Origin of the sequence: Adlercreutzia caecimuris B7 (assembly GCF_000403355.2) — a bacterium.
Lineage (GTDB): Bacteria > Actinomycetota > Coriobacteriia > Coriobacteriales > Eggerthellaceae > Adlercreutzia > Adlercreutzia caecimuris.
On record NZ_KE159646.1, the window covers coordinates 2,851,493 to 2,868,713 of the forward strand.

Annotated in this window: 14 protein-coding genes; 11 read left to right on the forward strand and 3 right to left on the reverse strand. The window is 68.4% G+C overall.

Annotated elements, in window-relative coordinates; genetic code table 11:
* The first annotated feature begins 122 nt into the window (after positions 1-122).
* From C811_RS15180 to C811_RS15215, 8 genes are all read left to right on the forward strand, one after another.
* Positions 123-1,088: a nitronate monooxygenase gene (locus C811_RS15180; RefSeq protein WP_016310597.1), complete on the forward strand. Its 966-nt coding sequence runs from the start codon at positions 123-125 to the stop codon at positions 1,086-1,088.
* Between the two features lie 10 nt (positions 1,089-1,098).
* Positions 1,099-2,067: an ACP S-malonyltransferase gene (locus tag C811_RS15185; protein WP_016310598.1), complete on the forward strand. Its 969-nt coding sequence runs from the start codon at positions 1,099-1,101 to the stop codon at positions 2,065-2,067.
* Positions 2,068-2,074: 7 nt separating this feature from the next.
* Positions 2,075-2,833, forward strand: coding sequence for a 3-oxoacyl-[acyl-carrier-protein] reductase (gene fabG / locus C811_RS15190; protein ID WP_016310599.1), 759 nt, complete (start codon positions 2,075-2,077; stop codon positions 2,831-2,833).
* Complete coding sequence (gene fabF, locus C811_RS15195; RefSeq protein ID WP_016310600.1) at positions 2,830-4,122, forward strand: beta-ketoacyl-ACP synthase II; 1,293 nt, start codon at positions 2,830-2,832, stop codon at positions 4,120-4,122. Before fabG ends, fabF begins: the two co-directional genes overlap by 4 nt.
* A gap of 116 nt (positions 4,123-4,238) precedes the next feature.
* A complete protein-coding gene (fabZ, locus tag C811_RS15200; RefSeq protein WP_016310601.1) occupies positions 4,239-4,691 on the forward strand; it encodes a 3-hydroxyacyl-ACP dehydratase FabZ in 453 nt (150 codons plus the stop codon).
* A gap of 34 nt (positions 4,692-4,725) precedes the next feature.
* Entirely contained in the window at positions 4,726-7,317 is a 2,592-nt protein-coding gene (locus C811_RS15205; RefSeq protein ID WP_016310602.1) for an acetyl-CoA carboxylase carboxyl transferase subunit, read from the forward strand.
* Between the two features lie 104 nt (positions 7,318-7,421).
* Entirely contained in the window at positions 7,422-8,276 is an 855-nt protein-coding gene (locus tag C811_RS15210; RefSeq protein ID WP_016310603.1) for an SDR family oxidoreductase, read from the forward strand.
* A gap of 6 nt (positions 8,277-8,282) precedes the next feature.
* Complete coding sequence (locus C811_RS15215; RefSeq protein WP_016310604.1) at positions 8,283-9,662, forward strand: dicarboxylate/amino acid:cation symporter; 1,380 nt, start codon at positions 8,283-8,285, stop codon at positions 9,660-9,662.
* A gap of 594 nt (positions 9,663-10,256) precedes the next feature.
* Here the strand turns inward: C811_RS15215 and C811_RS15220 are convergent.
* The 3 genes from C811_RS15220 to C811_RS15225 are packed head-to-tail and all read right to left on the reverse strand — an operon-like array spanning position 10,257 to position 14,327.
* Positions 10,257-11,246: a diaminopimelate dehydrogenase gene (locus tag C811_RS15220; protein ID WP_016310605.1), complete on the reverse strand. Its 990-nt coding sequence runs from the start codon at positions 11,244-11,246 to the stop codon at positions 10,257-10,259.
* The gene (locus C811_RS16110; RefSeq protein ID WP_016310606.1) at positions 11,243-13,615 is read right to left on the reverse strand and encodes a sensor histidine kinase; all 2,373 of its coding nucleotides are present in this window, start codon (positions 13,613-13,615) and stop codon (positions 11,243-11,245) included. Before C811_RS16110 ends, C811_RS15220 begins: the two co-directional genes overlap by 4 nt.
* Positions 13,605-14,327: a response regulator transcription factor gene (locus tag C811_RS15225; protein WP_022926701.1), complete on the reverse strand. Its 723-nt coding sequence runs from the start codon at positions 14,325-14,327 to the stop codon at positions 13,605-13,607. The genes C811_RS16110 and C811_RS15225 overlap by 11 nt, the downstream gene beginning before the upstream one ends.
* 183 nt (positions 14,328-14,510) lie before the next feature.
* On the opposite strand from C811_RS15225, the gene C811_RS16990 reads away from it, so the two are divergent.
* From C811_RS16990 to C811_RS15240, 3 genes are all read left to right on the forward strand, one after another.
* Entirely contained in the window at positions 14,511-15,383 is an 873-nt protein-coding gene (locus tag C811_RS16990; protein ID WP_016310608.1) for a C39 family peptidase, read from the forward strand.
* Positions 15,384-15,444: 61 nt separating this feature from the next.
* Positions 15,445-16,263 carry an ABC transporter ATP-binding protein gene (locus tag C811_RS15235; protein ID WP_016310609.1) on the forward strand — a complete coding sequence of 273 codons (819 nt, stop codon included), beginning with the start codon at positions 15,445-15,447 and terminating at the stop codon, positions 16,261-16,263.
* On the forward strand, positions 16,257-17,084 hold the full coding sequence (locus tag C811_RS15240) for a hypothetical protein (protein WP_016310610.1): 828 nt from the start codon (positions 16,257-16,259) through the stop codon (positions 17,082-17,084). Before C811_RS15235 ends, C811_RS15240 begins: the two co-directional genes overlap by 7 nt.
* Positions 17,085-17,221 lie beyond the last annotated feature (137 nt).

The window sequence follows — 17,221 nt, forward strand, 5'->3', positions numbered from 1 at the left end:
AAGATGTTTGGTGAAGATTTTAGACGCGCAGTCAGTTTTTTAGGCAAATTCCTTAAGATTTCTCAGATAGTTTAGCAGAGACGCGATGTGCGCGGCGCCGCAAGAGAAGGAGAGCACGCTTCATGAAGACCCGCATTACCGAGCTGTTGGGAATCGAGTACCCCGTGGTGCAGGGGGCCATGGCCCGCATCGCTGACGGCGGCCTGGCCGGTGCCGTGAGCGCGGCGGGCGGTCTGGGCATCATCGCCTGTGGCGGTGCGAGTCTCGAATGGATTCGCGAGGAGGTGGCCCGGGCCCGCGCGCTGACCGATAAGCCCATCGGCATCAACGTGATGCTCATGGACCCCCGTGCCGCCGAGGTGGCCGAGCTTGTGTGCGAGCTGGGCGTGGAAGTGGTCACCACCGGTGCTGGCAGCCCTGCCAACTACATGGCCGCCTGGAAGGAGGCCGGCGTGAAGGTGGTGCCCGTGGTGGCATCGGCGGCGCTCGCGGCCCGCATGGAGCGCCTGGGGGCTGACGCGGTGGTGGCCGAGGGCACGGAAGCCGGCGGGCACATCGGCGAGCTCGCCACCATGGCCCTCATCCCGGCCGTGTGCCAGGCGGTGTCCATCCCCGTCATCGGCGCCGGCGGCATCGCCGACGGCCGCGGCATGCTGGCCGCCTTCGCCCTGGGTGCCGAGGGCGTGCAGTGCGGCACCCGTTTCCTCACCGTGGAGGAATGCAGTGTGCACGATGCCTGGAAGGAGAAGGTGCTCGCGGCCAAGGACTCCGACACCATCGTCACCGGACGTGGCACGGGGCATCCCGTGCGCGGCCTGAAGAACAAGTTCGCCCGCGAGTGCCGCAAGATGGAGATGGCGGCCAAAAGCGGCGAGGAACTGGAGGGCATGTACGCCGGCTCGCTCGCTCGCGCGGTGGCCGGAGATGTGGAGAACGGCTCGGTCATGGCCGGCCAGGTGGCGGCGCTCGTGGCCGAGCGCGGCACGGCGGCCGGCGTCATCCGGGAGATGGTGCGCGAGGCCGAGGCCCTGGCCGGCCGCACCCTGGACGAGCTGGCGGCCCTGAACAGCCGCCGCGAGCGGGCCTAAGGGGGCGGCGATGACTTCACTGCTCGATGCGGCCCCTCTGGCGCCGCTCGGCCCGACGGGGCTCGTGTTCATGGCTTCGGGCCAGGGCTCGCAGCGGCCCGGCATGGGTGCCGACCTGCTGGACATCCCCGAGGTGGCCGCCACCTTCGCCTGCGCCTCCGACGTGCTCGGCCGCGATGTGGCGGCCCTCGTGCGCGATGCCGCGCCCGAGGAGCTGAACGACACCCGCAACGCGCAGATCGCCATCAGTGCCCTGTCCATCGGCATCGGGTGGGCGCTTATGGCCCGCGGCGTCGTGCCGGATGCGCTGCTCGGATTCTCCCTCGGGCAGATTTCCGCCATGGTGCTCGGCGATATGCTCGCCGAGGAGGCGGCCTTCGCCCTTATCGCCGAGCGCAGCCGTCTCATGGGCGAGGCGGCCGATGGGAACCCCGGCGTCATGAGCGCCTTTTTGAAGATCACCCTGGCCGAGGCCCAGGAGCTGTGCGCAGCCTGCGCCGAGGGCGAGGTGCTCGTGCCCGCCAACCTGAACGGCGGCGGCCAGATCGTCATGGCCGGCACCCCGGCAGCCGTCTCGCGCGCCGAGGAGGCCTGGGCCGCTTCCAAGGGCCGCTTCTCGCGCCTAGCCACCTCGGGTGGTTTCCACAGCCCGCTTATGGCTCCGGCTGCCGAGCCCTTCGCCGCCTACCTGGCCGGTGTGGACTTCCGCGAGTCGGCGGTGCCCGTCATCGGCAACGTGCACGGCGCGCCCCTTCAGGCCGCCACCGTGCGCGAGGAGCTGGTAGCCCATCTGGTGAGCCCCGTGCAGTTCGAGGCCAGTGTGCAGAAGTTGGCCGCCGCCGGGGCGCAGATGTTCGCCGAGGTGGGCTTTGGCGGGGTGCTCGCCAACCTGGTGAAGCGCATCGACCGCGCCGCCCCGCGCGCGGCCATCCAGGATCGCGCGAGTTTCGACGCCTTCGTGGCGGAAAACGGAGAGTAGGAGATATATGACTGAGACCCAAGAGCGCCGCGCCGCCGTCGTGACCGGATCGACCCGTGGCATCGGGCGCGAGATCGCCCGCGAGCTGGCCGCTGCCGGCATGAACGTGGTGGTGAACAGCTCGTCTGAGAAGAGCCTGCCGGCCGCCGAGGCCCTGGCCGCCGAGATCGCCGGTCAGTTCGGCGTGGAAGCGGTGGCTGTGGCCGCCAACGTGGCCGACGAGGCCGAGGCCAATGCGCTCATCGCCGCGGCCGCCGACGCCTTCGGCCGCGTGGACGTGCTCGTGAACAACGCCGGCATCACCCGGGACGGCCTGGCCGCCCGCATGGGCGACGAGGACTTCGACGCCGTCATCGACATCAACCTGAAGGGCACCTTCCACTGCTGCCGCGCCGCCGCCAAGGTGATGATGAAGCAGCGCTGGGGCCGCATCATCAACATGTCCAGCGTGGTGGGCGTCTACGGCAACGCCGGTCAGGTGAACTACGCCGCCTCGAAGGCTGGCGTCATCGGCATGACCAAGACCCTTGCCAAGGAGCTTGCGCGGCGCAACATCACGGCCAATGCCGTGGCTCCCGGCTTCATCGCCACCGACATGACCGACGCGCTCTCCGAGGCCCAGAGGGAGGCCATCGTGGGCCGCATCGGCAGCGGGCGCTTGGGCGAGCCGGCCGACATCGCGCACCTGGTGCGCTTCCTCGCCTCGGACGAGGCGTCCTACATTACCGGTCAGGTTATCTGCGTGGACGGAGGCATGTCCCTATGAGTGAGAACATGAGCGAGAGCGTGCAGACCCGCCGTCCCGACGGCACCCACCGCGTGGTCATCACCGGCGTGGGCGCGGTGACGCCCGCCGGCGTGGGCGTGGACGCGCTGTGGAACACGCTGATGGAGCGCGGCTGCTGCATCGGGCCCATCGAGCGCTTCGACACGACCGACTACGAGGTGCACATCGGCGCCGAGGTGCGCGACTTCGACGGAGTCGAGCACGGTCTTTCCAAGAAGGAGGCGCGCCGCTTCGAGCGCTTCGTGCAGTACGCCATCGTGGCTGCCGACGAGGCGCTGGCCCAGTCCGGTTTGGAAGTGACCGAGGCGAACCGCGACCGCATCGCCGTGGTGTTCGGCACGGGCATCGGCGGCATCGACGAGCTGCAGAAGAGCTTCGCCACCCTGGAAGAGAAGGGCCCCAAGCGGGTGAACCCGCTGTTCATCCCCACGATGATCGGGAACATCGCCGCGGGCAACCTGGCCATCCGCTACGGCATGCGCGGCGAGTGCCTGAACGTGGTGACCGCGTGCGCCACCGGCGCCCACTGCATCGGCACCGCCCTGCGCGACATCCGCCACGGCTACATCGACGCGGCGCTCGTGGGCGGCACCGAGGAGTCCGTGAGCCCCATCTGCATCGCCGGCTTCACGAACCTGTCGGCGCTCACCCGCGCCGAGGACCCGGCTCAGGCCTCGCTGCCCTTCGACGCCCGCCGCGGCGGATTTGTGGCCGGCGAGGGGGCCGGTGCGCTCGTCATCGAATCGCTGGAGAGCGCCCTGGCCCGCGGGGCTGCACCCATCGCCGAGATCACCGGCTTCGGCAGCACGGGCGACGCCTACCACATGACCGCCCCCGACCCGGAGGCCTCGGCCATCACGGCTGCCATGGCCGCCGCCCTGGCCGAAGGGGGCTTCACCCCGGCCGATCTGGGGCACCTGAACGCCCACGGCACCGGCACCCCGGCCAACGACGCCGGCGAGTCCAAGGCCCTTGCCAACCTCATGGGCAGCGCCGAGGCCGCCGCAGCGGTGCCCGTCACCTCTATTAAGGGCACGACGGGTCATATGCTCGGCGCCGCCGGCGCCGTGGAGGCCATCGTGTGCGCCCTGTCCGTGGCCCGCGACGCCGTGCCCCCCACGGCCGGCTTCGCCGAGCCCGCCGAGGACTGCCCGGTGGCCGTGGTCACCGAGGCTCTGACCGACTACCCCCAGAAGGTGGCCCTGTCCACGTCTTTGGGCTTCGGCGGCCACAACGCCGCTTTGGCCTTCTCGCCCTATAAGGGCTAGGGACCTATCGGCGCAGGGCATCCCGCAGGTGCCCTGCGCCTCCCAGTGCACAACCGCCCCGCGGGGCGCGGGAAGGACGGCGGCTGCGGGGCGCGCGTCCTGTCGAGGAGAACGATATGACTGACGAGACGACGCTGGCGCCGCTGCCCTGGGGGCGCGACGTTATCGAGAGCATCCTTCCGCACCGCGACCCGTTCGTGTGGGTGAGCCGCGTGGTGGCCATCGAGCCGGGGCAGTCCATTACCGCCGAGTTGGATGTGCCGGCCGACCTGGATATCTTCCGCGGACATTTCCCCGACCACCCGGTGCTGCCGGGGGTCATCATCATGGAGGCCTTGGCCCAGGCCGCATCCATCGCCATGCTGCAGGCGCCCGATCTGCGTGGGCATATCGGCTTTCTCGCCGGCATCGACGGCGCGAAATTCCGCCGCCAGGTGGCCCCCGGCGAGACCGTTACCCTGACAGGGCGCATCGTGAAGTCCTCGCGCCGCTTGGTGGTGGCCGAGGTGGAGGCATCCGTGGCCGGCGAGGTGTGCGCCACGGCAACCCAGAAGTACGTGCTCGCCTAGGGCGCGTCGGACCGAGAGCTAGAGGGATCGAATCATGGCTAAAACGGCATCCAAGTACATCAGCTTCGACAGCGACGGGCATCTGGTGGCCGACGAGGGGGCCGGCGCGGCATCGTCTGCGTCCGAGGTCGCCGAGGGTGCGTCTCTGAAGGCGGCCGTGGCCTACGCCCTGGACGCTATCGTGGATGCGGCGAGTGCCCTGCCTGAGAACGCCGCCGCCCTCATCGCCCCGGCCCAGCGCGAGGAGCCGGCCGACCCTGAGGAGGCCACGCTCACCGTGGCGCGCTACACGCGCTCTACCATCGGTGACGACTTCGCCGTGAGCCCCGAGACGGCTGCCCGCCCTCGGGCCCTCGTGGTGGCCTCGGCCAAGAACGCCCGGGCCTTCGTGGGCCCCATGGAGCAGGCCGGGCTCGACGTGGTGTTCGCCACCGTGGACAACCGCTCGCTCGACGGCTTCGCCCGCCGCCAGCTGCCCACCTACAACCTGGGCAGCACCTCGGCGGCAGTCAGCGCCGAGCAGCTGTCCGGCAACATCTACACGGTGCTGTCGGCGGCCAAGGAGTGCGGCGCGTCCCTCATCTTCCTGGACAGCCCTACGGCCGCCCTGGCCGAAGACGAGTACTTTCTGCGCCACGCCCGCAAGCGCGGCCTGCGCGTGTTCGCGCCGGCCGCCGAGGGCACCCAGCTCATGGGTTGGATGGAGCTGCTGCCCGCCGCCGATGGCCTGGCCGTGCCCACCGCTGCCCCCTGGGAGAGCGCCGCGCCCGCGGCCGCCGACGATGACGAGGGTCCCACCCACTGGCGCCGCTGCCATGCCTGCAAGCTCTTCTTCGACAAGGAGGAGATCATCTCCGAGGGCTTTACCTGCCCCGCCTGCGGCACCCTGCAGCGCCTCCGCTCCGACGAGCGTTTGGCCCTGACTGTGGATGCGGGCTCCTTCGAGGAATGGAACGCCCAGATGGCCGATTCCGATCCGCTCGCCTTCCCCGGCTACCCCGAGAAGATCGCCGACCAGCGCGAGAAGAGCGGCCTTGAGGAGGCCGTGCGCACGGGCCGGGCGACCATCGCCGGGCTGCCCGTGGCCATCGGCGTCATGGAGTCCGGCTTCTTCATGGGTTCCATGGGGCATGTGGTGGGCGAAAAGGTGGCGGCCCTTATCGACCGCGCCATCGAGGAGCGTCTGCCCGTGGTGGTGTTCTGCGCCTCCGGTGGTGCCCGCATGCAGGAGGGGCTCACCTCCCTCATGCAGATGGCGAAGGTGTCCTGCGCCGTGGAGCGCCTGGGCCGGGCCGCGCTGCCCTTCATCACCGTGCTCACCGATCCCACCACCGGCGGTGTGACCGCGTCCTTCGCCATGCAGGGCGACATCATCCTGGCCGAGCCGGGCGCGCTCATCGGCTTCGCCGGCCAGCGGGTCATCCGCGACACCATCAAGCAGGAGCTGCCCGAGGGCTTCCAGACCGCCGAGTTCGCTTTGGAGCACGGGCTCATCGACGCCATCGTGGAGCGCTCCCAGCTGCGCTCGGTGCTCGCCCAGCTTCTGGCCCTGCACGCGCCGAGCGATGCCGAGCGGGTCGTCACTTACCACAGCGTGATGGACGCCCTTCAGGTGGGCGCAGGGGCCTACGGCACTGTGTCGGTGGCGCTTGAGGCCCGCATGGCCGGCGAGCGCCTGCGTGCCGAGGAGGCTGCGAGCGGGTTCCTGCGGAAAGTGCCTGTGGTGGGCGGTCTCATCGGGCGCGGCGCAGGCGAGGGCGCTGCCGAGGAAGCCGACCGCCGCGAGCTGGACCGCCACGCCCGCCGCGAGGCGCGCCGGGCGGGCATCGAGGGCCAGGCCGCGGCCGGCAGCGCCTGGGAGAGCGTGCAGATCGCCCGCAACGTGCACCGTCCCACGGCGCGCCGCTACATCGACGGTATCGTGGAGGGCTTCATCGAGCTGCACGGCGACCGCTCCTTTGCCGACGACGGCGCCATCCTGGCCGGCGTGGGTTGGATCTCGGGGCATCCGGTCACGGTCATCGCCCAGGAGAAGGGCGTGAATTTGGCCGATCGGGTGGCTCGCAACTTCGGCTGCCCCCAGCCCGAGGGCTACCGCAAGTCGCTGCGCCTCATGCGCGAGGCCGAGAAGTTCGATCGTCCCATCCTGTGCTTGGTGGACACCCAGGGCGCCTTCTGCGGCACCGAGGCCGAAGAGCGCGGCCAAGGCAACGCCATCGCCGACAACCTGGTGGCCATGGCCGGCCTTCGGGTGCCGGTGGTGAGCGTGCTGCTCGGCGAGGGCGGTTCCGGTGGGGCCTTGGCGCTTGCCGTGAGCAACCGTGTGGCCATGCAGGAGCACGCCGTGTACTCGGTGCTCTCGCCGGAGGGCTTCGCCTCCATCCTGTGGAAGGACGGCAAGCGTGCGCCCGAGGCTGCCGAGGTGATGAAGATGAACGCCCGTGCGGTGTTCGAGGGCGGCATCGTGGATGCCGTCATTTCGGAAGGGGAGGGTCCGGCCCACGAGAACCCCGATGAGGCTGTCGCCGCCGTGCGCGACTACGTGCGCGAGGCCTACAAGGAGCTGGCCGATCTGACCCCCGACGAGCTCATCGCCCAGCGCCAGGAGCGCTTCGCACGGTTCTAGAGCCGTCGAGATAACCTTCCCGAAACGCTTGGACGGGCCGCCCGACAGGGGCGGCCCGTTCGTTTATGCTGGGTTTTCGGCAACGTTCGTCGATGGGAGCAGCTATGCATATGGGACCGCGGAAGGTTATCTGGATCGCCGGCGCTTCGGGGCGGGTGGGGCAGGCCGTGGAGCGGCTGCTCGATCATGGCGACTACGTCATCATCACCACCGATACCGAGCTGGACGTGACCGACCATGAGGCGGTGCTCCAGTACGTGGCGGTCAACCGGCCCAACATCGTCATCAACTGCGCCGCCATGACCGATGAGGCCGCCTGCGAGGCGCATCCGGTGGAGGCCTACCGCGTGAACGCCATGGGCGCCCGCAACCTGGCCGCCGCTGCCTGGTCGGTGGGGGCTTCCATCGTGCAGTTGACCTGCGATGACGTGTTTGCCGACCAGGGCGGCGAGCGCAACGAGTTCGACGCGACGCCGCCGCGCGAGAGCGTGTGCGCCAAGTCGAAGATCGCTGGCGAGAACTTCGTGCGCGAGCTGAACCCCAAGCACGTCATTGTGCGCTCCGACTGGATCTACGGCGCCGAACCCGGCTATTGGTTGGATTCGCTGCTCATGGCCGCCCGCACGGGTGCGCCCTTCGCCGTGACCACCGACCAGCTCGCCTCGCCGACCTCGGTGACGACCCTTGCCGCCTGCATCGTGGCCCTCATCGAGAGCGAGGAGTACGGGCTGTTCCACGCCGCCGATAGAGGTGTGACGAGCCGTTACGATTTCGCTCGCGAGGTCCTGCGTCTCGCGGGCCTTTCCGAGAGCTGCCTCGTACCCGAAAGCGACCCGGCGGCGGCACGCACTGTGCGCCTTGCGAACCTCATGCTCACCATGACGGGCATTTTCACCATGCCCGCCTGGCAGGACGACCTGCGCACCTACCTTGCCGCCCAAGACCTTCTGGTGAGGTAGCGCGCTATGGAGTTCACCAATCATCTGCAGCCGTCAGAAGAGTCCGAAGAATCCGATGGGCGCCGCCGCCTGCCGCGCTTGGGCCTCACGAGCCAAATTCTTCTGGCGCTCGTGCTGGGGCTTGCGTGCGGTGCGGTGCTGCACTATGCGGTGCCCGCCGGCGCCGTGCGCGACGACGTTCTGATCGGCGGCGTGTTCTACCTGGTGGGCCAGGGGTTCATCCGCCTCATGCAGATGCTCGTGGTGCCGCTTGTGTTCTGCTCCATCGTCTGCGGGGCAGCGGCCATCGACACGAAGACGTTGGGCTCGGTGGGCCTGAAGACGCTGCTTTTGTACCTGCTCACCACGGCGGTGGCCATCTCGCTGGCCTTAGGGGTGGGCAATCTCATCAACCCCGGCGAGGGCGTGGATCTCTCGTCGCTGGCCGCCCCGCCCGATAGCGCCGATGCGGCCCCGCTGGACGAGGCGGCCACGGCGAACACCATGGACACCCTGCTCAACATCATCCCCAGCAACCCCGTGGCAGCGCTCGCCCAGGGAGACATGCTGCCGCTCATCTTCTTCGCCCTGTTCGTGGGCATTGTGCTGGCTCGGCTCGGGCGGCGGGTGGAAACGGTGCACAGCTTCTTCGTGCAGTTCAACGACATCATGATGGAGATGACCTCGCTCGTTATGAAGGTGGCGCCTGTGGGCGTGTTCTGCCTGCTCGCCCGTACCTTCGCCAACGTGGGCTTCGAGGCCTTCCTGCCCATGGTGAAGTACATGGGCGGCGTGCTCGCGGCCCTGGTGCTGCAGCTCGGCGTGACCTATATGGTGCTCCTGTGGGTGTTCGCCCGCATGAGCCCGCTCATGTTCCTGCGAAAGTTCTTCTCGGTAGCCGCCTTCGGCTTCTCCACGGCCACCTCGAATGCCACCATCCCCTTGAACATCGAGACGCTGGAGAAGAAGATGGGGGTGGACCGGCGCATCTCGTCGTTCACCATTCCGCTCGGCGCCACCATCAACATGGACGGCACCGCCATCATGCAGGGCGTGGCCGTGGTGTTCACGGCCCAGCTGTTCGGCGTGCCCTTGGGGCCGGCGGAGTACGCCACGGTCATTGCCACGGCAACCTTGGCCTCCATCGGCACAGCCGGGGTGCCCTCGGTGGGACTTATCACCCTGTCCATGGTATTCGATGCCGTGGGATTGCCCTTGGAGGGCATCGCGCTCATCATGGGCATCGACCGCATTCTGGATATGTGCCGCACGGCCGTGAACATCACGGGGGATGCGGTGGTCACCTCCATCGTGGCCAAGCAGGCCGGGCGAGTGGATATGGCGGTGTTCCGCGACCCTGATGCCGGCCGCGAGGTGGATGACGTGCGCCTCGCCGTGCGCCAGTAGGTGCGAGGCGCGGCGGTGCGCCAGTAGGTGTGGGGCGGATGACGCGCGTGTGGCGGTGCGCCAGTAGGTGCGGGGCGCGGCGGCCCGTCGTAGCCGCGGAGCTTATCGCATCGCTCCGGTGTGAGTTCCCGTGCTTCCTTAAGTGCGGTTTTCGTGCAGTAAACTCCGCGAAATAGATGTCAGGCTCGATCTGTCATGGTGGGTCGGTTGCACGTCTTGTTGCTCACCAGGGGAAATGCAGAACGCCTCTCGGAGACGGTGTCTGTGGGCGCCCGCTCGGACGGGTACTGCATCTACTTCGCGGAGTTTACTGCACGAAAATGGCGTTTTCGGATTCTGCCGCGGAGGAAAGCGTTGGATTCCAAGTGAAAAGCGGGCCGCCGAGTGGCGACCCGCCGGGAAAGCGGCGCAGCGATTGCTGCGAAGATGGAGCGCGCGGCCGCGAAGTGTGTGCGCACGCGGCACGGGCGCGACGGTCATGGGGCGGGCGCTCCAGCCGTGAAGCGAGAGCACGCGGCACGGGCGAGACGGCCGTGGGGCGGGCGCGCGGCGCGGGCCGTTGAGCGTGCTCTCGCGGAGGCGGGGTACTGCGGTCTACAGCATGGTGGCGCGCAGCACCTCGGGCGTGAGGGGCGACAGCAGCGCCGGGGCGATATCGAAGATGGTGCGGCAGCCGGTCTCGCCGGCAGCGGCCATACGGGCGCAGGCGCGGGCGCAGGCCACCAGTACGCTGCCGGTGAACTCGGGGTTGGAATCGAGCTTCAGCGAATATTCGATCACATGGGTGTTCTCGCCTGCGGCCCCGGTGGTGCCGGTGCGGATGACCGAGCCGCCGTGGGGGATGCCGGCGTGGTCGCGGTCGAGTTCCTCCTGGCTCACGAAGGTGACCGTGGTGTCGTAGTCGGCGAAGTAGTTCGGCATGGTGACGATGGCCTCTTCGATGGCGGCGGTGTCGGCGCCATCGGCGGCTACCACGAAGCACTCGCGGGTGTGCTTCTGGCGCGTGGTCAGATCGGGGTTCGCGCCGGAGCGCACGGCCTCCAGGGCGGCGGGCACGGGCACGGTGTACTGGCGGGCATCCACCACGCCGGGGATGCGGCGGATGGCGTCGGAGTGGCCCTGGGATACGCCGCGGCCCCAGAAGGTGTAATCGGCGCCGTTGGGCATGATGGCGCCCGCGTACACGCGGCTCACCGAGAACATGCCCGGATCCCAGCCCACGGAGATGACGGCCACATGCCCGGCCTCGCGGGCAGCCGCGTCCACGGCGGCGAAGTGCTCGGGGATGTTCGCGTGGGTGTCGAAGGAGTCCACCACGTTGTAGAGCGCGGCGGCCGCCGGGGTCTGCTCGGGCAGGTCGGTGGCACTGCCGCCAGCCAGCACGAGCACGTCGATATCGCCGGTATGGGCGGCCAGCTCGTCGGCGGACCACACGGCCACGTTCTCGCCGTAGGGATGCACGGTGGCGGGGTCGCGGCGGGTGAACACGCCGACCAACTGGGTATCGGGGTTGGCGGCGCAGGCGAGCTCAACGCCGCGTCCGAGGTTGCCGTAGCCGAGGATGCCAATGCGAATGGGGTTCAAGGTTGCCTCCTTGCGTGTCTGCTTCTGGAACGGGGCCTATTATCGTTCATGCGCGAAGCGGTGGGTGCGGAGGGGGCTGCGGTGTAACGAGGTTTTAACGGAGCCGCCCCGCCTCGCCGCGTAGCCATCCGCTCGCCGATGCGTCCAGGTGCTGCAGGCTGCGCGTCGGAGCGGGGCGGCTCCGTGCGCTCGCCGGGGTGCATAAAGGATGGGGCGCCCGCGGGCCGCTGTCGGGGCAAAGCCGCGGGCCTGTCGGGTCGTGCTGGGGCCGGCCGCGATCCATGCGGCATAGCGGTTGTGCGCTGGGAAAGGCGGCCCGGGCGATTAGAAATCGGCCCGGACGTCGAGGCCGCGGCCGGGATCGACGCTGCGCTCGCGCCCGTGCCGGCTCTTCCCCGCAGTGCCTCTTCATCGCCGCGGGTGGGGATGCTCAGGGTGAACACGGTGATGCCGCGCTCGCTGGCCGCCTCAATGGTGCCATGGTGGGCTACGACAATCTCCCGGGCAATGGCCAGGCCGAGCCCTGCTCCGCCCGAGCGCGTGGTGCGGGCCCCGTCGGCGCGGTAGAACTTCTCGAAGATGGACTCCAGGTGCGCCTCGGATATTTCCCGGCCGCGATTGGCTACGGTGATGGTGGTGAGGCGTCCATCTTGGCGGGCCGCCAGCGCGATGGTGGAGTTCGCGTCGGCGTAGGCCACAGCGTTGCGCAGCACGTTGCCGAGGGCACGGGCCAGCTTGTCGGGATCGATGAAGAAGGTGTCGGCGCCGGTCACATCGATGGAGATGCGGATGTTGCGGGCCGATGCTTCGGGGAAGAAGGCCTCGGCCACCTGCTGGCAGAACAGGCGCACGCCCACGGTCTCGCGCTCGATGGGAATGGCCGACAAGTTGTAGCGGGTGATCTCGAAGAACTCGTTGATGAGCTGCTCTAAGCGCTCGGCTTTGGTGTAGGCGACATCGGCATACTTGCGCAGGGTGTCGCGGGGCAAATCGGTGGTCTCGCGCAGCAGGTCAAGATAGCCGAGCACCGAGGTGAGCGGCGTGCGGATGTCGTGGGCCAAGTAGGCCACCAGCTCGTTCTTGCGCTGTTCGGCAGCGTGGGCGGCCCGCTCGTCGGCAAGCGATTGAGAGCGGATGACCGCCAGCTCGTTGCGGGCGATGGACAGGTCGGCCGGCAGCTCGAGGGGGGCTTCCTTATCGGTGAGCAGGGTGGCCACAGCCCCCGACAGCTCGTCGAAGTAGCGCAGCGACTTGTTCAGCGAGCGAAGGATAATGAAGAGCCACCCCGCCACGAAGGCGATGACAATGAGTGGCAGCTTGAACGACTTGATGAACGTGTAGGTGGATATGTCGCGAATGGAGTATGTGCCGTTCTCGTCTTGGATGACCTGCCAGACGGGGTGCTCGTCGTTGACGCCGAGGGCTTGGGCCTCTTCGGCCGGGGTGAGGGCGACCCAGGCATCATAGGCCTGCGCCTGCGACTGACGATAGGCGCGGCCGAGAAGGTCGTCCAGGTCGGCTTGGGCGTAGCCTACGGTGGCGGCGGCCACGAGGATGCGCACGGCATCCTCCTCGGTGGTATCGGGGGGCAGATGCGGGGAGGACGCCGCTAGCGAAAGTCCCATCTCGAGAATGGTGGCCGTGGTTCGCAGGGCCGCCATGGCCTGGGCGGCGCTCGCGTCGTCGGGCTCGATCCCCTCGGCTTTCAGAATCGTGCGGTAGTCGAGAAGCGGGGGGAGCGCCGAATCGGCATCGGCAGTGTTGTTTCCGCTCTCCGCGTCGGTCTTTTCGCCGGTGTCCTCGGGTGCTTCCCCGTCTTTCGCCGTTTCGACGAAGAGGGACTTATCCGTTGCCGCGGACGCGTTCTCGTCGAAGACGACCCCGCCTCCTGCTGCGCTCGCGTTGGCGACGGGATCGACGAGGCCGAGTTTCTCCGCTTGGGCCTGGGCGGCCTTGACCGCCTTGGCGGCTGCGTCGACGGCCGCTTGCTTGTCGTTGGCTTGTTCGGCGGCGAGGAATTCTCCCAGGGCGTACTGCATCTCGTCGATCTCGTCCTGCACTTTCGCAGCGGTGCCCTCGTCGGCGGAATAACCGCTTTGGACGAACTCGTCAACCCACATGTCGTGGATCCCCCCGTCTTCGATCGAGAGCCCCTCGTCGGCAAGGGCCTGGGTGTACTGCTCGGAAGAGGGCAGGGTGTGCCAGGAGGAGGTGGAGTTGGCCACGTAGTCGGCCATCGAGGGCACGACGAAGGTTTGAACGGCCCCGCACAGCAAGGCGAAGGCGCCGGTGAACAGGACGAGGTTGCGAATGAGGCCACCGAGCACGCGGCGGCGCAGCACGCGGGCCTGCTCGCTCCTAAGCGCCATAGACGTCGGCTCCGGGGCCGCCGCGCAGCTTGTAGCCTACGCCCCAGGCCGTCTCGATGAACGCTGTGGACGCGTCGATGTCGGCAAGCTTCTTGCGCAGGCGCCGGATATGCACCATGACGGTGTTTGCCGCGGCATCGTCGAAGCGTTCGTGCCAGGCTCCCTCGAACAGGTCGGCGGCCGAGACCGGCGAGCCGGCCGACTGGGCCAGAAGGGCCAGGATGGCGAATTCCTTGGGCGTGAGGTGCAGAGGCTCGCCGTGGAGCGTGGCCAGATGGGTGCGCAGATCCACCTCGATGGCGCCGGCGGTGATGAGGGTGGCGTCGGCTGGGGCGGGAGCTGCGGCGCGCCGGCGCAGCCGTGCCTTCACCCGGGCTACCAGCTCGCGGGGGCGAAATGGCTTGGTGACGTAGTCCTCGGCACCCAAGGTGAAGCCCACCACCTGGTCGGCTTCCTCGTCCTTCGCCGAGAGGAAGATAACGGGAATGTCGCGCATCTGTCGGGCGCGCACGCACAGCTCGAAACCATCGATGCCGGGCATCATGATGTCCACGATGGCCAGATCGAACGGGGTGCGGGCGAGCATGTCGAGGGCGGCTTGCCCGCTATAGCAGGCCAGAGCGTCCATACCCTCGGCCACCAGCAGGTTCACCACCAAGTCGGCGATGGCCTGCTCGTCGTCGACAACCAATATGTGGGCGCGTTTCTCCATAGGTCCCATGGTACACGATTCGCCTGCGCTTCGCAGCCCGAGAACGGGCGGCGAAGCGGGGCTTCAGAAAAAGTTAAGGTCCCTGCCGGAATCGTCAGCATTTGCTATGGGACGTGTAAGCGACTCCTTCGATAAGGTTGATGTGCTCGATGATCGCCCCCTTGCCCTTTGGAGGGATGCCCTATGGATTCCGCCCCGTGCTATGAAGATGCCGCCCGGCCCGCGTCGTGCGCATCGCGCCATGCCGAGAACCCCTATGGCCGCGAAGCCTGGGTGCGCTCCCGTGCCGCCAAGGCGCCGCGCCCCGCGCCTTCGCGGCGGCGCGCGAGCGGCTCTCTCTCCCGCGGTGTCGGCGCTCCGGCGCCCGCGCCCGCGGTGCGCGACGGGCTGCGCCTCGTGCCGCTGGTGGGCGCGCTGTGCCTGGCGGTGTTCCTGCTCATTGCCGCGTTTCAGCTCGTCGGCATCTATGCCGGCGATGAGCCGGCCGTTGGTGCCGCGGTGCCCGGGCCGGCGGTCTCGGACGAAGGCGCCGCGGCGGCGAGCACGCCGGTCGATCAGTGGCGTGCCGGCGAGATTCCCTTCCTCTATCAGATAGACCCCCGCTATAGTGCGGCTCCCTACGCCGGAGCTAATGTGGGGGAATCGGGCTGCGGTCCGACAAGCTTGGCCATGGTCTACATTGCCCTCACGGGCAAGACTGACCGGGATCCGGCCGCCATGGCCGCCTTCAGCGAAGAGGGCGGCTACGTGGAAGACGGCCTGACGGCCTGGCGCCTCATGAGCGAAGGTGCTGCCGAGCTGGGTCTTTCCTCCCACGAGGTGCCCGCGGATGAGAGCCGGATCGTCGCCGAGCTCGAGGCGGGGCATCCGGTCATCTGCAGCGTGCGTCCTGGCGACTTCACCGACACCGGGCACTTCATCGTGGTGGCGGGGGTGGCCGACGACGGCAACCTGGTCATCCACGATCCCAACAGCCCGGCCAACAGCGCGCGCACGTGGGATGTCCAGCGCGTGCTGTCCCAGTGCGCTAACTTGTGGGCCTTCGAGCGCGCTTGAGATCGCGCATCGCCGGTTGCGCTAGAATGGCCCCATCTGTTCCTGAGAGAAGGAGGCCGTTGTGGAGCAACCATCCGCCATGGCGCCGGCGCCCCTGCCCTCGGCTGCGCCGGCGTCCCCGCCCCCGTCCCGTCCGTCGGCTCAGCCTGGGCCGCAGCCGCTTTCTGCGACTGCCGCCTGTCCGCCCCCGGTGCTGTGGTGCCAGAATCTCACCAAGGCCTACGGGGGCAGCGTGGCTCTCGACCGTTTCAGCATAACAGTGCCCGCAGGGCGCATCGTGGGTCTGCTCGGCCCGAACGGCTCGGGCAAGACCACATTGCTCAAGATGATTGCGGGCGTGAGCCACCCCACGGCGGGCGATATCCGCGTGACCGGGCTGCCTGTGGGCCCCCAGAGCAAGGCCGTCGTGTCCTATCTGCCCGAACGGCCGTACTTCTCGCGCTCCATGCGCGTGCGCGATATGGTCGCCTACTTCTCCGACTTTTACGCCGACTTCGACGAGGCGGCGGCCCACGATATGCTGGCGCGTTTGGGGGTGGATGCGGCAGCTCCCTGCTCGGCGCTTTCCAAGGGCACCGTGGAGAAGGTGCAGCTCGTGCTCGTGATGGCGCGGCAGGCAGCGCTGTACCTGCTGGACGAGCCCATCGGCGGCGTGGACCCGGCGGCGCGCGATTACGTGCTCTCGACCATCATCAAAGGCTACCGGCCCGCATCTACCATCATCCTCTCCACGCATCTCGTGCGCGACGTGGAATCGGTGCTCGACGACTTTATCCTGCTGCGCTACGGCACGATGCTTCTGCATGCGCCGGTGGGCTATGTGGTCCAGGAGAAGGGCATGACGTTGGACGCCTACTTCCGAGAGGAGTTCCGATGCTAGGCAAGTTGATGGCTTACGAGCTGCGGGCCCTCTGGAAGCCCGCGGCTGTTATGCTCGCCGTTATGGTAGTCGCGGGCGCGGCTGGAATCGGTTGTCTCGGCGCGACCCAGATGCTCAGCGAAGTGGCGAGGAGCGGCAGCGGCGCCGTGGCGGCGCCGATGTCCGGCAACGCCACGGTGGCGCTCTTCATGGCGGCCCTGTTCTGCGGCTTTCTCGTGTGGGCGGCTGCAGCGGCGCTCTATGTGTTCGTGGCGATGCGCTTCTACCGCACGATGTTCACCGACGAGGGTTACCTGACCCTTACCCTGCCCGTGCGCGCGGGCACGCTGATTATGGCGAAGTTCTGGGTTGCCTATCTGCTGCTTGCCGCGTTCTCTCTTGTGGCGCTGCTGATGTATGCCCTGATGGTACTGGCAATCAGCGGCGAGGTGGGCGCGGTTGCCGGGGTGCTTTCCATTATGGGGGGCTGGGGCGCGTTCGTAGCCGACGGCGATGTTGCCAGCGTGTTGGGTGGTATCGTGAACACATTGGTGACCTGCGCCTATGCCTTGGGTCTGGCATTTTGCAGCCTGACTTTGGGTGCCTGGTGGGCGCGTCGCCACAAGGTGGCCGCCGCCGTGGGCGTGTACCTGGCCGCGGGATGGGCGATCGCGCTGGTCTTCTCCATCGCGGGGGTTGTGGTCATGGCCGGCAGCGTCGCATACTGGGATGTCGCCCTGACGGTGGTGTCGCTGGCGCAGACGCTCGCGAACATCGGCGTGGCCGTGGGCGGTCTGGCCCTGGCGGCCCATCTCGTTCGCACCAAAGTGGACCTGGGCTAGAGTCCGCTCCCGCGGCGGGGCCGCGGCCGGGGTGACGGCCGAGATGCCGGCTGGGGCGCCGGCCGGCACCGGGGCCTGTGCCCTTGCTGCGAGAGCCCGCGGGAGGTGCGCTTCGAGGTCCTTGCCAGTCCCGAGCG

Coding starts and splice junctions, on each gene's coding strand:
- C811_RS15180 (WP_016310597.1), top strand. CDS start 123: ATGAAGACCCGCATTACCGAGCTGTTGGGAATCGAGTACCCCGTGGTG.
- C811_RS15185 (WP_016310598.1), top strand. CDS start 1,099: ATGACTTCACTGCTCGATGCGGCCCCTCTGGCGCCGCTCGGCCCGACG.
- fabG (WP_016310599.1), top strand. CDS start 2,075: ATGACTGAGACCCAAGAGCGCCGCGCCGCCGTCGTGACCGGATCGACC.
- fabF (WP_016310600.1), top strand. CDS start 2,830: ATGAGTGAGAACATGAGCGAGAGCGTGCAGACCCGCCGTCCCGACGGC.
- fabZ (WP_016310601.1), top strand. CDS start 4,239: ATGACTGACGAGACGACGCTGGCGCCGCTGCCCTGGGGGCGCGACGTT.
- C811_RS15205 (WP_016310602.1), top strand. CDS start 4,726: ATGGCTAAAACGGCATCCAAGTACATCAGCTTCGACAGCGACGGGCAT.
- C811_RS15210 (WP_016310603.1), top strand. CDS start 7,422: ATGCATATGGGACCGCGGAAGGTTATCTGGATCGCCGGCGCTTCGGGG.
- C811_RS15215 (WP_016310604.1), top strand. CDS start 8,283: ATGGAGTTCACCAATCATCTGCAGCCGTCAGAAGAGTCCGAAGAATCC.
- C811_RS16110 (WP_016310606.1), bottom strand. CDS start 13,615: ATGGCGCTTAGGAGCGAGCAGGCCCGCGTGCTGCGCCGCCGCGTGCTC.
- C811_RS15225 (WP_022926701.1), bottom strand. CDS start 14,327: ATGGAGAAACGCGCCCACATATTGGTTGTCGACGACGAGCAGGCCATC.
- C811_RS16990 (WP_016310608.1), top strand. CDS start 14,511: ATGGATTCCGCCCCGTGCTATGAAGATGCCGCCCGGCCCGCGTCGTGC.
- C811_RS15240 (WP_016310610.1), top strand. CDS start 16,257: ATGCTAGGCAAGTTGATGGCTTACGAGCTGCGGGCCCTCTGGAAGCCC.